Genomic DNA, 16,373 nt, shown 5'->3' with positions numbered 1-16,373 from the left:
CGTAGGGTGGGCAAAGGCGCATCGCGCCGTGTCCACCATCTTCATTCCGCGCCGCGCGAGCTTGGTGGGCACGCTTTCGCTTTGCCCACCCTACGGCTGCGCTCGCAATGACGGAGAATGACGCGCTAGCTCAGCTTCAGCCCCGTCGCGGCCTGGAGCTCGGCGATGGCCTGGGCTCCGCTCGTCACCTTGATCGTGGTCATGCCCATCTCGCGCGCGGGTTTGAGGTTGACGCCGAGATCGTCGAGATAAACGCAATTCTTCGGATCGACCTTCAGCGTCTCAACCATCAGCTTGTAGATGCGAGGATCGGGCTTGCGCAGGCCGATCTTGGCGGATTCGATGACGTGATCGAACAGCACCATCACCTCGGCGATGTAGAGGGAACGTCCCGTCATGCTGCCGATGGCGTTGGCCGGCAAATTGTTGGTGATGCAGCCGGTCTTGAATTGCGCCTTGATGCGCTTCAACGCCTCGACCATCTCGGGACGCAGATCGCCCTGGAGCAGCGGCAGCACGTCGCGGCCGCGCACCTCCGCGCCAAGTGCACGTGATTCCTCGGCGAACAAATGATCGAATGCGTCGATATCCACCTCGGCGCGCTCGAACTTGGCCCAGGCATTTTCCAGATGGTTGGCGGCGTTGGTGCGCCGGATGATGTCGATGGGCAGGCCACGTTCGGTCTCGAACCGGGCGAACGCCTCGAACGGTGAGCTCGTCAACACGCCGCCAAAATCAAAGATCACAGCTTCGATCGTCAAGGTCCCGCCCTCGTCAATTCAGTGCCAAGATGGCTGACAAGACGGCTAGCACGCGCTATCGGCAAGGGCCAGCCTGAAGCACACTCCGCCCCTGACCGAACCGACTGCCAAGACGTTCCCATGAAAACAATTGCGACATTCATCACGGCCGCTCTGCTGCTCGCCACGCCTGCTCACGCCATCGTCGGCGGCGGCACGCCGCAGGCGGATGGTGTCGCGCGCGCCATTGTCACGATCGTTGGCTCGCGCGGCAATTTCTGCACCGGTAGCCTGATCGCACCAAAACTTGTGCTCACCGTCGCTCACTGCGTGCAGCCCGGTGCGGACTACAAGATCGTCGATCGCGGCGCCGACGGCCAGCCGCAATTGCTGAACGTCCGCACCGTCGCGATCCATCCGAACTTCAACATGCAGGCGATGCAGGCGCATCGGGCGACCGCCGACGTGGCACTGATGCAACTGGAAATTCCACCCAAGGGAAAATCGACGGTGCCAGTCGGTGCACCGAATATTCCGATCCGCGTCGGCAGCCGTTTTACCATCGCCGGCATCGGCGTCACAGTTCGCGGCGATGGCAAGAGCGGCGGCATCACGCGTGTCGCTGCGCTTGTCGCCACCGGCCAGCCCGGGACGCTCCAGATCCGGTTGGTCGATCCCGTAACCAACGGTGTTCGCGATGGAATCGGCGCTTGTACCGGTGATTCCGGCGGTCCTGTGTTCGAGGACAAGCCGAATGGCGCTGTGCTCGTCGGCGTCGTCAGCTGGTCGACAGGGCCAAACGGCGCCGACGGTTGCGGCGGGTTGACCGGCGTCACGCCGCTCACGCTCTACCGCGATTGGATCTTGCAGACCGCACGGAGCTGGGGTGCGGCACTGTGATTTGACCGCGACCTGATCTATGTCATCTTGAAGCGGAAGCGCGGCGGGCGACACTGCCTGTCGCGGAGGAAACGCGCCGTCCGATCAAGGCCGGCCACAAAAACAAAGCAAGGCAATAAGTAACAATGAATGTCGCTGTTCGCGGTCACACCGCCACCAAGCAAGCTTCCGAACATTTCGACGTACTGATCGTCGGCGCCGGCATCTCCGGCATCGGCAGCGCCTATCATATCGAAAAGCAGCTGCCGGGTACGAGCTACGTCATCCTCGAAACGCAGGCGACGTTCGGCGGCACCTGGAACACGCATCGCTATCCCGGCATCCGCTCGGACAGCGACCTCCACACCTTCGGCTACAGCTTCAAGCCCTGGGTCGGACCGCCGATCGCGACCGCCGAGGAGATTCTCTCCTACATGAACGAGGTGATCGAGGACAACGATCTCGCGCGGCATATCCGCTACAAGCACAAGATCAATTCCGCGAGCTGGTCGAGCGAGCAGAATCTCTGGACAATCGAGGCGACGACCACCGATACGGGCGAGGCAAAGACCTTTACCGCAAACTTCCTCTGGATGTGCCAGGGCTATTACCGCCATTCGGAGGGCTATACGCCGGAATGGAAGGGCATGGACCGCTTCAGGGATCGCATCGTCCATCCGCAGACCTGGCCGGATGATATCGATCTCGCGGGCAAGAAGGTGGTTGTGATCGGCTCGGGCGCGACGGCGGCGACGCTGGTGCCGAACATCGCGGACAGTTGCGCGCATGTCACCATGCTGCAGCGCTCGCCGACCTATTTCCGCCTCGGCCGCAACGCCATCGAGATCGCGGAGGAGCTGCGCCGGCTGCAGGTCGACGAGGAGTGGATCCACGAGATCGTGCGGCGCAAGATCCTGTTCGAGCAGGATGCGTTCACAAAACTCTGCGTGTCCAAGCCCGAGCAGGTCAAGAAGGAGCTGATCGGTCAGATCAGCGCGGTGCTCGGCCCCGACTACGACGTCGAGACGCATTTCACGCCAAAGTACCGGCCGTGGCGGCAGCGCATTGCCTTCGTGCCGGACGCCGATCTGTTCAAGGGGATTGCGAGCGGCAAGGCCTCCGTCGTCACCGACGAGATCGAGTGCTTTGTCGAGAACGGCATTCAGCTCAAATCCGGCAAGCTTCTGGAAGCCGATGTCATCATCACCGCGACCGGCTTCAATCTCGCCGCCCTCGGCGACATCGCCTTCGAGATCGACGGCAAGCCGCTCGCCTTCGGCGACACCGTCACCTATCGCGGCATGATGTTCACGGGCGTGCCGAACATGGTCTGGGTGTTCGGCTATTTCCGCGCGAGCTGGACCCTGCGTGTCGACCTCGTCGCCGACTTCGTCTGCCGGCTGCTCGGTCATATGAAGGCCAAGGGCGCCAAGAAGGTCGAAGTGAGCTTGCGCCCCGAAGATCACAACATGCCGATCCTGCCCTGGATCGATCCGGAAAACTTCAACCCCGGCTACATGATGCGCAACATGGACCTGCTGCCGAAGCGCGGCGACAAGCCGGAATGGCAGCACAGCCAGGATTACTGGACCGAGAAGGACGATATCCCAAAGACGGATCTGGACGATGCGGCGTTTGTGTATGGGTGAGTCGTTAGTGCGCAGGTGAGGGACTGTAGCCATCGCCATACGCTCCGCCGTCGCCGGGACGACACTGGTTGTTGGGTCAACGGCGTTGCGACTTACTCGGTGTCGTCCTGGCGAAAGCCAGGACCCATTACCCCAGGGAGATGTCGTGGCGCGAGCGGGCAACTACGAGTCTTCGCCAAACTTCTCCCTGTGGTTATGGGTCCTGGATCGGCGCTCCGCTTTGCTGCGCTTGTCCAGGACGACGCCATTTATTGCGCAAGCGGCGCCTCAACTCACTCGCACGATACGCTCACGAATTCCGCCTCGTCGCATTTGTCGCAATCGCCGCCGCGGCCGTCCGGTTCTCCACGCCGAGCTTGGCGTAGATCTGCTCCAGGTGCTTGTCGACCGTGCGCGGACTCAGTCCCAAAATCTGCGCGATGTCGCGGTTGGTCTTGCCCTTGCTGAGCCAGGCCAGCACCTCGCCTTCGCGGGTGGTGAGGCCGAGCTCGCTGGTGAATTCGGGCGGCGGCGCGGTGCCGAACTCCTTGGACAGCCGCAGCAGGAACTCGTTCGGCGCGGTTTCGCCCATGTAGTAGAACCGGAGTTGCGGATTGTCGGGCAAAGAGGCCGCCTGAGGTTTCGAGCTGCCCTTGCTCCTGGCCTGATCCAGCCATTGCAGCAGTGATGGCGGCAGGACGAAGCCGTCGGCCTGCGGGCCGTGGCGGTCGGATAGCAGCCTTTGCGCCTGCGGCGTTGCCCAGAGCACGTCGCCCTGCCGGTTGACGGCGAACAGGAAGCGGCCGGAGACGTCGAGTGCGGCGCGCGCGCTCTGGGTCAGGCGGGCATTGCCGAGATGAACGCGGATGCGCGCCAGCATCTCCTCGATCACGATCGGTTTTGTCACGTAATCGACGCCGCCGGCTTCCAGCCCGCGCACGATGTGCTCGGTTTCGGCAAGCCCCGTCATGAAGATCACGGGAACATTGGCAAGGCCTGTATCGCGCTTCAGGCGGCGGCAGGTCTCGAATCCGTCGATGCCGGGCATCACGGCGTCGAGCAGAACGATGTCGGGCGTGAGCTGGTCGACGATACGCATCGCGGCCGCGCCGTCGAGCGCCACCATCACCGTCATCCCGGCGCTATCGAGCGCATCGGTGAGCAGCCGCAGCGTCTCCGGGGAGTCATCGACAACAAGCGCGACATCGCGCTTCCTCGACTCAATGCTCATGCGCATGCAACGCCTTCAATGTGGTCATGTACTGGTCGAGATCGAAGCGGTCGACCAGCGACCGCATTTCCGCGACGAAGTCGGCGTGCTCGGGATGCTCGCTGCCGATCTCGTCCAGCTTCAGCTGGATGCCCTTGACGTAGCCGATCTGGCCGAGGCCGATCAGCGCCTCGATGTGCCGCACCGGCGGTTTTGATCCACTCTCGGGCCGCCAGAACGGTGCCGTGATCTCATCCGAGCCGTATTGCCATTCAATCTTGAGGAGCTGACGAATCGTCTCCAGCAGCCGCGGGATGTCGATCGGCTTCATCAGATAGCCATCGTGGAAGGGCTGCGCCAGCGGCGTGCCGTGGGCCTCCAACGCACTTGCCGACACCATCAGGATGCGCGCCTGATGATGGCCGCTCGCGCGCAGGGCTTCGGCCACGGCCCAGCCGTCCATGGCCGGCATGGAGATGTCGAGCAGGAACAGATCAGGCCGGCAATGCTGCGCCAGCGCGAGGCACCCCGGGCCGTCGGGGGCGCTGAGCAGGATGAAACCGAGCGGCGTCAGTACCTCGCGCAGGAGGTCGCGATGCACGGGGTCGTCGTCGGTGATGAGGATGGTCTTGCGCGCGCCGCGATAGCCCGAGACCGGCGCCTCCACCGGCGCGATACGCTGAGGATTGGTCACCTCCGACAGCAGGATCTTGACCTTGAACGTGCTACCGGCGCCGACCGTGCTCGTCACCTTGATGTCGCCGCCCATGACGCCGGCGAGCAGTCGGCTGATGGTGAGACCCAGGCCAGTTCCGGTCTGTGGCTGCGAGACACCGAGCGCACCGCGCTCGAACGGCGCGAAGATGCGCTCGAGATCGTCCCTTCGGATGCCGGGACCGGTATCGATCACCTCGAACTCGGCGACGGGGCTGCGATAGTGCACGACAAACTGCACGCTGCCGGCCTGGGTGAACTTGATCGCGTTGGAGAGCAAATTGATCAGCACTTGGCGCAGCCGCTTCTCGTCGGCATAGACGACGAGCGGCAGCGAGGTGGGCCTCCTGAACACGAAGTCGACACCTTTGGCGGCGGCTTGAAGGCGGAACATGCCGACGAGCTGGTCGAGGAATTCGCTGAGGCGCACCTCGTCGCGTGATAAATACAGCCGCCCCGCCTCGATCTTGGAGATATCCAGGATGCCGTCGATCAGGCCGGAGAGGTGATCGGCACTGCGGCGGACGACACGGACCTGGTCGCGCGGCTTGGTCGCGAGCGTTGCGTCCTGCTCCAGGAGCTGGGCGTAACCGCTGATGGCGTTCAGCGGCGAGCGCAGCTCGTGACTCAGGCCGACGACATAGCGGCTCTTGGCGAGATTGGCGGATTCGGCGACCTCCTTGGCGCGCTGGAGCTCGGCGTCGGTGCGCTTGTGCGCGTCGATCTCCTGGATCAGCAGCGCGGTCTGCCGTTTCGTTTCAGCTTCCGCGGCCCGGCGGCTCTGCTGTGCCAGCACGAACAGCCAGGCCACGACGCCGATGATGATGCTAAGCGAGAAGAACACCTTCCAGAGCACGTTGGAAACGAGCATGTTCTCGCCATATACGGTCGCCGAGGTCTGGAGATAGATCAGTCCCAGCACCAGCGCGACAAGACCCGCGGAGACCACGAACACTCCGATGTAATGGCCGAACTGCGAATTGATGCGCTGATAGATCGGCTGCGGCAAAATCCTGCTGAGCGCGTCGGAGAACTGCACCTGAGCGCGCGCGTGCGGCTTGCAGAGATCGTGGCAGCGGGCATCGAGCGAGCAGCATAGCGAGCAGATCGGGCCGGCATAGGCCGGGCAGGAGGTGGTGTCTTCCGGCTCGAAACTGTGCTCGCAGATACAGCACTGGATCGCCTCGATATTGGCCCAGCTCTTCTTGGGCTTGCGCGCGATGTAGTATTTTCCGTCGGTAAGCCAGGCGATGACAGGCGCGGCGACGAAGGCGACGGCCAATGCGACGAACGCGGCGAGCGCCTTCATGACAGGGCCGAACAGGCCATAGAATGCCGCGATCGAGACGATGGTCGCGATCGTCATGGCGCCGACGCCGACCGGGTTGATGTCGTAGAGATGGGCGCGCTTGAACTCCATCTGCGGCGGGCGCAGGCCGAGCGGCTTGTTGATGACGAGATCGGCGACCAACGCGCCGACCCAGGCGATCGCAACGTTCGAGTAGAGCGCCAGCGTCTGCTCCAGCGCCTTGTAGACGCCGATCTCCATCAGCAGTAGCGCCACCATGACGTTGAACACCAGCCACACTACGCGACCGGGATGGCTGTGCGTCAATCGCGAGAAGAAGTTCGACCAGGCAATCGAGCCGGCATAGGCATTGGTGACGTTGATCTTGATCTGCGACAGGATCACGAACGTGCCAGTGAGCGCCAGCGCCATGTCAGGCTGCGACAGCACGTATCGAAATGCTTCGAGATACATGTGCGCTGGCTCGGCCGCCAGCTCGCTGGAGAGGCCGTGGCTCAGCGCAAAAAGGCGAGAAACGAGCCCAGCAGCAACTTCAGCGCGCCGAAGATGATCCAGCCGGGCCCCGCGATCAGCAGGGCGATCCACCATGACGTGCGCGACGTGCGGCGGTCGCGCGGCAGAAACCGGAGGAAGTCGACCTGCTCGCCAATTTGCGCCACCAATGAAAACACCACGGAGGACGCGACGCCGAACAGCAACAGGTCGAAATGTCCGTTCGCGTCGCCGTGCTCGCCGGCGAACTTGCGCCACTCCGCGAACGAATAGGGGTTAGCCCAGGCGATCGCGACAAAGGGCAGGATATGCAGGATGACCCAGATCGGCTGCGTCCAGAGCTGGAAACGGCTGATCAGCGTGATGCCATAGGTGACGAGCGGGATGATCGCGACCGCGCTTATGAGGTAGCCAATCGGGCGTGGAATGCCGAAGCACATTTCGAGCGCGGTGGCCAGGATCACCGCTTCGATGGCGAAGAAGATGAAGGTGAAAGAGGCGTAGATCAGCGAGGTGACGGTCGATCCGATATAGCCGAAGCCGGCGCCGCGTGTGAGCAGGTCAATGTCGATGCCGCATTTGGCCGCGTAATAGGCAATCGGCACGCCGCAGAAGAAGATGATGGCGGAGACGACGAGGATCGCGGCGCTGGCGTTGGTGACGCCGTAGTTCAGCGTGATGGTACCGCCGATCGCTTCCAGCGCCAGAAAGGAGATCGCGCCGAGCGCCGTGTTGGCGACGCGGGCGGCGGACCAACGGCGTGCGCTCTTCGCGGTGAAGCGCAGCGCGTAGTCTTCCAGCGTCTGGTTGGCGACCCATTGGTTATACTGGCGCCTGACGCGGTCTATTCGCTGCCGCCCTGCCACGCTTTACCCCACTCCAGATACGGACCCGGAGCCCCTCGCAATTTCCGTACCAAAAGCCTACGTCGGCATTTTGCGGTGCAATATACGCGATCTTGCGTATGCTTGAGCTGCACAAATTCGAGCCATCCTCACGGCACCAACGCGTGTCCTCGAACAAAAGTGGGGTGCTCATGTCAGACGAAGCAAACAAGGGGCTGTTGTCGCCGCTCCGGCGTAAACTGTTGATGGGAATGGCGGCCGTGCCTGTTATCACGATGCTGCCACGGGCATCTTTTGCGCAGGCCCCGGCGACGTCGGCAGTCAACACCACAGGCCTCGCGGTCACCGACACCGAGGTGACGGTCGGCATCCTGCACTCGGCGACCGGCACCATGGCCATCTCCGAGACCGGCTCCATCGAAGCCGAGAAGCTCGCCATCGAGCAGATCAATGCCGCCGGCGGCGTGCTCGGGCGCAAGATCAAGTTCATCCAGGAGGACGGCGCCTCGGACTGGCCGACCTTCGCCGAAAAGGCCAAGAAGCTGCTCGTCAACGACAAGGTCGCGGCGATCATGGGCTGCTGGACCTCGGCCTCGCGCAAGGCGGTGCTGCCGGTCGTCGAGCAATACAACGGCATGCTCTATTATCCGACCTTCTACGAGGGCCTCGAGCAGTCCAAGAACGTCATCTACACCGGCCAGGAGGCGACCCAGCAGATTCTCGCCGGCCTGAACTGGATCGCCAAGGAGAAGGGTGCGAAGTCGTTCTTCTTCATCGGCTCCGACTACATCTGGCCGCGCACCTCGAACAAGATCGCGCGCAAGCATGTCGAGAACGTGCTGAAGGGCAAGGTGGTCGGCGAAGAGTACTATGCGCTCGGCAGCACGCAGTTCAACTCGGTCATCAACAAGATCAAGCTGACCAAGCCCGACGTGATCTTCACCGACGTCGTCGGCGGCTCGAACGTCGCCTTCTACAAGCAGCTCAAGGCCGCCGGCATCGATCTCGCCAAGCAGCCGCTTCTCACGATCTCGGTGACCGAGGACGAGATCGACGGCATCGGCGGCGAGAACATTGCGGGCGCCTATGCCTGCATGAAGTACTTCCAGTCGCTCGACAATCCGAACAACAAGGCGTTCGTGCCGGCGTTCAAGAAGGCGTGGGGTGAGAAGACCGTGATCGGAGACGTCACCCAGGCTGCCTATCTCGGCCCGTGGCTGTGGAAGTTGACGGTCGAGAAGGCCGGCTCCTTCGACGTCGACAAGATCGCCGCGGCCTCGCCGGGCGTCGAGTTCAAGGGCGCGCCGGAAGGCTACGTGCGCATCCACGAAAACCATCACCTCTGGTCGAAGACCCGGGTGGGACGCGCCAAGCTCGATGGCCAGTTCGAGCTGATCTACGAGACCGCCGATCTCGTCGAGCCGGATCCGTTCCCGAAGGGTTACCAGTAAGGCCCGCGGCGTCGCTCGCGCTTCCCTCTAGACCAAGCCTCTCCCTGGCGTGGATCGCAAGTCCATGCCCAAGACCCCGCGTCGCGAATCTGCTCGCGACGCGGGACCCTTTCCCCGACGGAGGACATCGATGTTCGGCGACTACTCGCTTGGTGACCTTGGCTCCATCTTCGTCATGCAGGGCTTTGCGGGACTGATCCTGTTCTCGGTCTACGTCCTGATGGCGTTGGGATTGGCCATCATCTTCGGCCAGATGGGCGTCATCAACATGGCCCATGGCGAGTTCATGATCTTGGGGGCTTACGTCACCTGGATGACCTCAAGCTTCTTCCAGGCCTATTTGCCGAGCCTGTTCAGTGGCTACTTCTTCCTCGCGATGATCCTGGCTTTTGTCGCATCCGGCGCGCTGGGCATGCTGGTGGAATGGGTTCTGATCCGGCATCTCTACAAGCGTCCGCTCGACACATTGCTCGCGACCTGGGGCCTCAGCCTGATGCTGCAGCAGGCCTATCGCTCCGTGTTCGGCGCCCGCGAGGTCGGCGTCGAGCTGCCGCAATGGATGCTCGGGTCGCTGCACGTGACTGACAGCATCGAGGTGCCGATCAACGGCGTCTTCGTGATGTGTCTCACGGTGCTGATCACCATCGCAGTGGCCTACGTTCTTTATATGTCGCGCTGGGGCCGCCAGGTCCGTGCCGTGGTGCAGAACCGCATCATGGCCGGTGCAGTCGGCATCAACACCGAGAAGGTCGACCGCTACACGTTCGGGCTTGGTTGCGGCATTGCCGGCGTCGCCGGCAGCGCCTTCACAATGATCGGCTCGACCGGACCGACCTCGGGCCAGCTTTACATCGTGGACACCTTCCTCGTCGTCGTGTTCGGGGGCGCCGCCAGCCTGCTCGGCACCATCGCCTCGGCCTTCTCGATCTCGCAGACGCAATCGACGCTCGAATTCTTCATGTCGGGATCGATGGCCAAGGTGCTCACGCTGCTTGCTGTCGTCGGCATCCTGATGCTGCGGCCGCAGGGTCTCTTCGCCCTCAAAGTCCGCAAGTAACGAGAAGCAGACAAGTCATGATCATCAACTCACGCTTCTTCAATCGATCCGAGCTCATGGGCTTCATTGTTCTTGCCGCCATCCTGTTCGTGATCCTGCCGCTCTCGCTGGACGTATTCCGCCTCAATCTGGTCGCGAAATACCTGACCTACGCCTTCGTCGCGCTTGGTCTCGTGCTGTGCTGGGGCTATGGCGGCATCTTAAGCCTGGGACAGGGCGTGTTCTTCGGCCTCGGTGGCTATTGCATGGCGATGTTCCTCAAGCTCGAGGCATCCAGCGTCGAGAACACGAAGATCCAGTCGACGCCCGGCATCCCTGACTTCATGGACTGGAATCAGATCACGTCACTGCCGCTGTTCTGGCAGCCATTTCACAGCCTCACCTTCACCATCCTCGCCATCATCCTGGTCCCGGGTCTCTTTGCTCTGATCATCGGCACCGCGATGTTCAAGCGTCGCGTCGGCGGCACCTATTTCGCGATCATCACCCAGGCCGTCGCGGCCATCCTGACCATCCTGATCGTCGGGCAGCAGGGCTATACCGGCGGCATCAACGGCATGACCGACCTGCGCACGCTCAAGGGCTGGGACATCCGGCCCGACCATGCCAAGGTCATCCTGTACTTCGTCGAGGTGGTGCTGCTGTTCGCCTGCATCGGCATCGCGCAGTTCATCCGCCTGACCAAGCTCGGCCGCATCCTGGTCGCGATGCGCGAGCAGGAGGACCGCGTCCGCTTCTCCGGCTACAGCGTTGCCAACTTCAAGATCTTTGCCTTCTGCATGGCCGCGGTCTTCGCCGCGATCGGCGGCGCCATGTTCGCACTCAATGTCGGTTTCATGTCGCCGTCCTTCGTCGGCATCGTGCCGTCGATCGAGATGGTGATCTACACCGCGGTCGGCGGCCGGATGTCGATCTTCGGCGCGATATGGGGCGCTATCCTGGTGAATTTCGCCAAGACCAGCCTGTCGGAATCGTTTCCGCAGCTCTGGCTGTTCGGCCTCGGTGCGTTGTTCATCGCCGTCGTGCTCGCCTTCCCGAACGGTCTGTCCGGGCTCTGGGCCGATTACGTTCAACCGCGCATTGATCGTCTGTTCGCCTCGCGCAAGTCGAAGCCGGGCTGGAACGACAACTCGGTCGCCGACGGCGCGCCGGCAGAGTGAGGAGGCCATCATGCTCATTGGACATCACGATGCCGATGCCACATTGGCAGTGAGGAGATAGATCATGCTCATCGGTCATCAGCCGAAGGAATTCCTGCTCGCGGTCTCCGGATTGACCGTCTCGTTCGACGGGTTCAAGGCGGTCAACGATCTCTCCTTCTATGTCGAGGAGAACGAGATCCGCGTCATCATCGGTCCCAACGGCGCCGGCAAGACCACGGTGCTCGACCTGATCTGCGGCAAGACCAAGGCGACCTCGGGCTCCATTCAGTTTCGTGGCAAGGAGCTCACGAAAATGAAGGAGAACGAGATCGTGCAGACCGGCGTCGGTCGCAAATTCCAGACGCCGTCGGTGTTCGAGGATCTCACCGTTTTTGAGAACCTCGAGATCTCGTTTCCGCGCGGTCGCACCGTGTTCGGCTCGCTGACCTTTCAGCGTGACCAGCCGGTCAAGGAGCGGGTCGAGGAGGTCGCGGAGATGATCTTCCTCAAGGACAAGCTCGACACCTATGCCGACGAGCTCAGCCATGGCCAGAAGCAGTGGCTCGAGATCGGCATGCTGCTGATCCAGGACCCGGACCTCCTGATGCTCGACGAGCCCGTTGCCGGCATGAGCGTATCCGAGCGCACCAAGACTGCCGAGCTGCTCAACCGCATCATCAAGAACCGCTCGGTTCTGGTGATTGAGCACGACATGAAGTTCGTCGAGGACATCGCGCACAAGGTCACCGTGCTGCACCAGGGCCAGATCCTCTCGGAGGGCACCATGGAGAAGGTGAAGAACGATCCCAAGGTCGTCGAAGTCTATCTGGGGCACTGACGATGGCGAAAACCAGCGAGTCCGCAGCGGCATTGACGGTGCACCTCTCCCCTTGTGGGAGAGGTCGGATCGCGCAAGCGATCCGGGTGAGGGGTATCTCTCCGCGCATCAAACTGCCTCTCGAATCCGCTGATGCATACCCCTCATCCGTCGCGGGCTTCGCCCGCGCCACCTTCTCCCACAAGGGGAGAAGGAAGGCATACCGAGCTTAGGAGCCAACGATGCTGGCAATTTCCGACCTTCACGTCGCCTACGGCCAGAGCGAGGTGCTGCACGGGCTCAACGTCAAGGTCGCGCCCAACGAGATCGTGGCGATCATGGGCCGCAACGGCATGGGCAAGACCACGCTGATGAAGTCGCTGATGGGCATCCTGCCGGCGAAAAGCGGTTCGGTGACCATGGACGGTGCCGAGCTCGATGGCCTCAAGAGCTACGAGCGTGTCGCCAAGGGCCTCGCCTATGTGCCGCAGGGCCGCATGATCTTCTCCACCATGACGGTGAAGGAGAACATCGAGACCGGGCTCGTCGTCTCCGGCGGGGCGGAGGTGCCGGGCGACATCTACGAACTCTTTCCGGTGCTGCTGGAGATGAAAGGCCGCCGCGGCGGCAATCTCTCCGGCGGCCAGCAGCAGCAGCTCGCAATCGCCCGCGCGCTCGCGACCAAGCCGAAAGTTCTGCTGCTGGATGAGCCCACCGAAGGCATCCAGCCGTCGATCATCAAGGACATGGCACGCACCCTCAAGCGGATCCGCGACGAGAAGGGGCTCTCGATCGTCGTGTCCGAGCAGGTCCTGAGCTTCGCGCTCGATATCGCCGATCGGGTGCTGGTGATCGAGAACGGCGAGATCGTGCGCGATGATCCGCGCGACGCCGTCGATGCCGCGCAGGTCTCGAAATATCTGTCCGTCTAACCAACCGTGTAAAAGGGGAGCTTCTCGATGCCAGAGACACTGATCAAGGTCGACCTCACCAAGTCGGCCTATGAAAACGACATGGTGCACAACCGCTGGCACCCCGACATCCCGATCGTGGCCTGGGTCAATCCCGGCGACGATTTCATCATCGAGACCTATGACTGGACCGGCGGCTTCATTAAGAACAGTGATTCCGCGGACGACGTGCGCGACATCGATCTGTCGATCGTGCACTTCCTCTCCGGACCGATCGGCGTCAAAGGCGCCGAGCCTGGCGACCTGCTGGTGGTTGACTTACTCGATGTCGGTCCGCTCAAGGAGAGCTTGTGGGGCTTCAACGGCTTCTTCTCCAAACAGAATGGCGGCGGTTTCCTCACCGACCATTTTCCGCTGGCGCAGAAGTCGATCTGGGACATCAAGGGCCTCTACACCTCGTCGCGCCACGTGCCCGGTGTGAATTTCGCCGGCCTGATTCATCCCGGCCTGATCGGCTGTCTGCCCGATCCGAAGATGCTGGATATGTGGAACAAGCGCGAGGCCGAGCTGATCTCGACCAACCCGACCCGTGTGCCCGGCCTCGCCAATCCGCCATTTGCGCCGACCGCTCATGGCGGCCGCGCCAAGGGCGACGTGAAGGCCAAGATCGGTGCGGAGGGCGCGCGCACCGTGCCGCCGCGCGAGCATGGCGGCAATTGCGACATCAAGGATCTGTCGCGAGGGTCTAAGATCTACTTCCCGGTCTACGTGCCCGGGGCCGGTCTCTCGATGGGTGATCTGCACTTCAGCCAGGGCGACGGCGAGATCACCTTCTGCGGCGCCATCGAGATGGCCGGTTGGCTGCATCTGAAGGTCGAGGTGATCAAGGACGGCATGGCGAAATACGGCATCAAGAACCCGATCTTCAAGCCGTCGCCGATCACGCCGAACTACAAGGACTATCTCATTTTCGAAGGTATCTCGGTCGATGAAGCCGGCAAGCAGCATTATCTCGACGTCCACATCGCCTACCGCCAGGCCTGCCTCAACGCGATCGAGTACCTGAAGAAGTTCGGTTACTCCGGCGCCCAGGCCTACTCGATCCTCGGCACTGCGCCGTGCCAGGGCCACATCTCCGGCGTGGTCGACGTGCCCAACGCCTGCGCCACGCTGTGGCTGCCGACGGAGATCTTCGACTTCGACGTGATGCCGTCGGCGGCAGGTCCCATCAAGCATATCACAGGCGATATCCAGATGCCGATCTCGCCGGACAAATGACGCCGCGCTCCCTCTCCCCGTGCTTACGGGGAGAGGGTCGGGGTGAGGGGCTGTCTCCGCATGAGCGGTAGCAGTGAGCTGTGTTGAACACGCATTAGGGATGATGCGATGCCGGTCTACGAATATCTCTGTGACGATTGCGGTCCGTTCAAGGATTTGCGCCCGATGGCGGAATGCGACGATCCGCAAAACTGTCCGCATTGCGAGACGCCGGCGCCGCGCGTGATCCTGACCGCACCGAATTTCTTCTGCATGCCGGCGGAGAAGCGCAAGGCGCATGCCGTCAACGAGCGCAGTACGCATGCGCCGCAGACGCTGGCGCAATACAAGGCTGCGCATGGTCCCGGCTGCGGCTGCTGCTCCACGGGCAAGACGACGTCAGACAAGAAAAAGCCCGCGCGTCTGATGACCAAGACCAAGAGCGGCGCCAAGGGCTTTCCCACCGCACGGCCCTGGATGATCAGCCACTAACTCACGCGCCAATCTCCAACAGAGCAGAGGAGCAATTCAAATGCTTCACGGTGATATTTCCAGCAGCAACGACACCGTCGGCGTTGCAGTGGTCAACTACAAGATGCCCCGCCTGCACACCAAGGCCGAGGTGCTCGACAACGCCCGCAAGATCGCCGACATGATCGTCGGCATGAAGCTCGGTCTGCCCGGCATGGACCTCGTGATCTTCCCGGAATATTCCACCCAAGGCATCATGTACGACTCCAAGGAGATGTACGAGACCGCCTCGGTCGTGCCCGGCGAAGAGACCGCGATCTTCGCCGAGGCCTGCCGCAAGGCGAAAGTGTGGGGCGTATTCTCGCTCACAGGCGAACGCCACGAGGAGCATCCGCACAAGGCGCCCTACAACACCCTGATCCTGATGAACGACAAGGGCGAGATCGTGCAGAAATATCGCAAGATCATGCCGTGGGTGCCGATCGAGGGCTGGTACCCCGGCAATTGCACCTATGTCTCCGACGGCCCGAAGGGCCTGAAGGTCAGCCTGATCATCTGCGATGACGGCAACTATCCGGAGATCTGGCGCGACTGCGCCATGAAGGGCGCCGAACTGATCGTGCGTTGCCAGGGCTACATGTATCCGGCCAAGGAGCAGCAGGTCATGATCTCCAAGGCGATGGCCTGGGCCAACAATGTCTATGTCGCGGTCGCCAACGCGGCCGGCTTCGACGGTGTCTATTCCTATTTCGGTCACTCCGCGATCATCGGCTTCGACGGGCGCACCCTCGGCGAGTGCGGCGAGGAGGAATACGGCATCCAGTATGCCCAGCTCTCGAAACATCTGATCCGCGATGCGCGCCGCAACGGTCAGTCGCAGAACCATCTCTACAAGCTGGTCCACCGCGGCTATACCGGCATGATCAATTCCGGCGAGAGCCCGCGCGGCGTTGCGGCCTGCCCCTATGATTTCTACAAGAACTGGATCGCCGATCCCGAAGGCACGCGCGACAGGGTCGAGGCGATGACACGCTCGACGCCGGGGACCGAGGAGTGCCCGATCGATGGCATCCCGAATGAAGCTGCGGCGTCCAACTACTAGCCATTGGCGGCAGAACAGGCTGAGCGGAGCTTGATGCCGGGATGATCAGCCATCGATGTGAATGGCCATCCATAGGCGTCGACGTTCTGACATGTCTGCGCATGCGCGGAATGGGAATAGCGCCCGGCAAAACCGTGGCGCGGTTGCCACATGGACCGTTGAATCGGCCCAAGTTGCGGTCCCGTTGGCGGATTCTCGATGCCCCGTAGTTCTACCGGCCATCCTCATGGCCTAAGTTCCACGCGGCGCCGCTGGGGAGCGCCGCGGGTGCGGGGAAGAGCGTGGGGGCTTGGTTGCCATCGAGTGGGCAGGGTTGCTCGCGCCGGAGCACCACGGCCATTCGCGCGG

Annotated in this window: 12 protein-coding genes and 1 pseudogene; 10 read left to right on the top strand and 3 right to left on the bottom strand. The window is 62.4% G+C overall.

Features of this window, described 5'->3' with window-relative positions; genetic code table 11:
* Positions 1-125: 125 nt before the first annotated feature.
* The gene (locus tag ACSKB8_RS07535) at positions 126-761 is read right to left on the bottom strand and encodes an HAD-IA family hydrolase (protein WP_438103486.1); all 636 of its coding nucleotides are present in this window, start codon (positions 759-761) and stop codon (positions 126-128) included.
* Between the two features lie 120 nt (positions 762-881).
* On the opposite strand from ACSKB8_RS07535, the gene ACSKB8_RS07530 reads away from it, so the two are divergent.
* Together ACSKB8_RS07530 and ACSKB8_RS07525 are read left to right on the top strand one after the other, a co-directional pair.
* Positions 882-1,640 (top strand): S1 family peptidase, encoded by a 759-nt coding sequence (locus tag ACSKB8_RS07530; RefSeq protein ID WP_438103485.1) that lies wholly within the window; start codon positions 882-884, stop codon positions 1,638-1,640.
* A gap of 125 nt (positions 1,641-1,765) precedes the next feature.
* Positions 1,766-3,268 carry a flavin-containing monooxygenase gene (locus ACSKB8_RS07525; protein WP_438103484.1) on the top strand — a complete coding sequence of 501 codons (1,503 nt, stop codon included), beginning with the start codon at positions 1,766-1,768 and terminating at the stop codon, positions 3,266-3,268.
* 289 nt (positions 3,269-3,557) lie between these two features.
* On the opposite strand, the gene ACSKB8_RS07520 is transcribed toward ACSKB8_RS07525, so the two are convergent.
* Positions 3,558-4,484, bottom strand: a complete 927-nt coding sequence (locus ACSKB8_RS07520; protein WP_438103483.1) for a response regulator — start codon at positions 4,482-4,484, stop codon at positions 3,558-3,560.
* Positions 4,468-7,838 (bottom strand): annotated as a pseudogene (locus tag ACSKB8_RS07515) (hybrid sensor histidine kinase/response regulator). Before ACSKB8_RS07515 ends, ACSKB8_RS07520 begins: the two are co-directional and overlap by 17 nt.
* Before the next feature lie 170 nt (positions 7,839-8,008).
* Between ACSKB8_RS07515 and urtA the strand changes: the two are divergent.
* From urtA to ACSKB8_RS07475, 8 genes are all read left to right on the top strand, one after another.
* On the top strand, positions 8,009-9,268 hold the full coding sequence (gene urtA, locus ACSKB8_RS07510; protein ID WP_128930796.1) for an urea ABC transporter substrate-binding protein: 1,260 nt from the start codon (positions 8,009-8,011) through the stop codon (positions 9,266-9,268).
* Positions 9,269-9,398: 130 nt separating this feature from the next.
* Positions 9,399-10,325 carry an urea ABC transporter permease subunit UrtB gene (gene urtB / locus ACSKB8_RS07505; RefSeq protein ID WP_091887114.1) on the top strand — a complete coding sequence of 309 codons (927 nt, stop codon included), beginning with the start codon at positions 9,399-9,401 and terminating at the stop codon, positions 10,323-10,325.
* Between the two features lie 17 nt (positions 10,326-10,342).
* Positions 10,343-11,485 carry an urea ABC transporter permease subunit UrtC gene (gene urtC, locus ACSKB8_RS07500; protein ID WP_438103482.1) on the top strand — a complete coding sequence of 381 codons (1,143 nt, stop codon included), beginning with the start codon at positions 10,343-10,345 and terminating at the stop codon, positions 11,483-11,485.
* Positions 11,486-11,549: 64 nt separating this feature from the next.
* Positions 11,550-12,305, top strand: a complete 756-nt coding sequence (urtD, locus tag ACSKB8_RS07495) for an urea ABC transporter ATP-binding protein UrtD (protein WP_091887116.1) — start codon at positions 11,550-11,552, stop codon at positions 12,303-12,305.
* Between the two features lie 221 nt (positions 12,306-12,526).
* Positions 12,527-13,216, top strand: coding sequence for an urea ABC transporter ATP-binding subunit UrtE (gene urtE / locus ACSKB8_RS07490; RefSeq protein ID WP_438103481.1), 690 nt, complete (start codon positions 12,527-12,529; stop codon positions 13,214-13,216).
* 27 nt (positions 13,217-13,243) lie between these two features.
* Positions 13,244-14,473 carry a formamidase gene (fmdA, locus tag ACSKB8_RS07485; RefSeq protein WP_438103480.1) on the top strand — a complete coding sequence of 410 codons (1,230 nt, stop codon included), beginning with the start codon at positions 13,244-13,246 and terminating at the stop codon, positions 14,471-14,473.
* Between the two features lie 108 nt (positions 14,474-14,581).
* Positions 14,582-14,944: an FmdB family zinc ribbon protein gene (locus tag ACSKB8_RS07480; RefSeq protein WP_249759155.1), complete on the top strand. Its 363-nt coding sequence runs from the start codon at positions 14,582-14,584 to the stop codon at positions 14,942-14,944.
* A 40-nt stretch (positions 14,945-14,984) separates the two neighbouring features.
* A complete protein-coding gene (locus ACSKB8_RS07475; RefSeq protein ID WP_438103479.1) occupies positions 14,985-16,025 on the top strand; it encodes an aliphatic amidase in 1,041 nt (346 codons plus the stop codon).
* Positions 16,026-16,373 lie beyond the last annotated feature (348 nt).

Origin of the sequence: Bradyrhizobium sp. BR 1432 (genome assembly GCF_051547705.1) — a bacterium.
Taxonomy (GTDB): domain Bacteria; phylum Pseudomonadota; class Alphaproteobacteria; order Rhizobiales; family Xanthobacteraceae; genus Bradyrhizobium; species Bradyrhizobium zhanjiangense.
The sequence above is the reverse complement of the archived record's forward strand: the minus strand, read 5'-3'. Positions and strand labels throughout refer to the sequence as shown.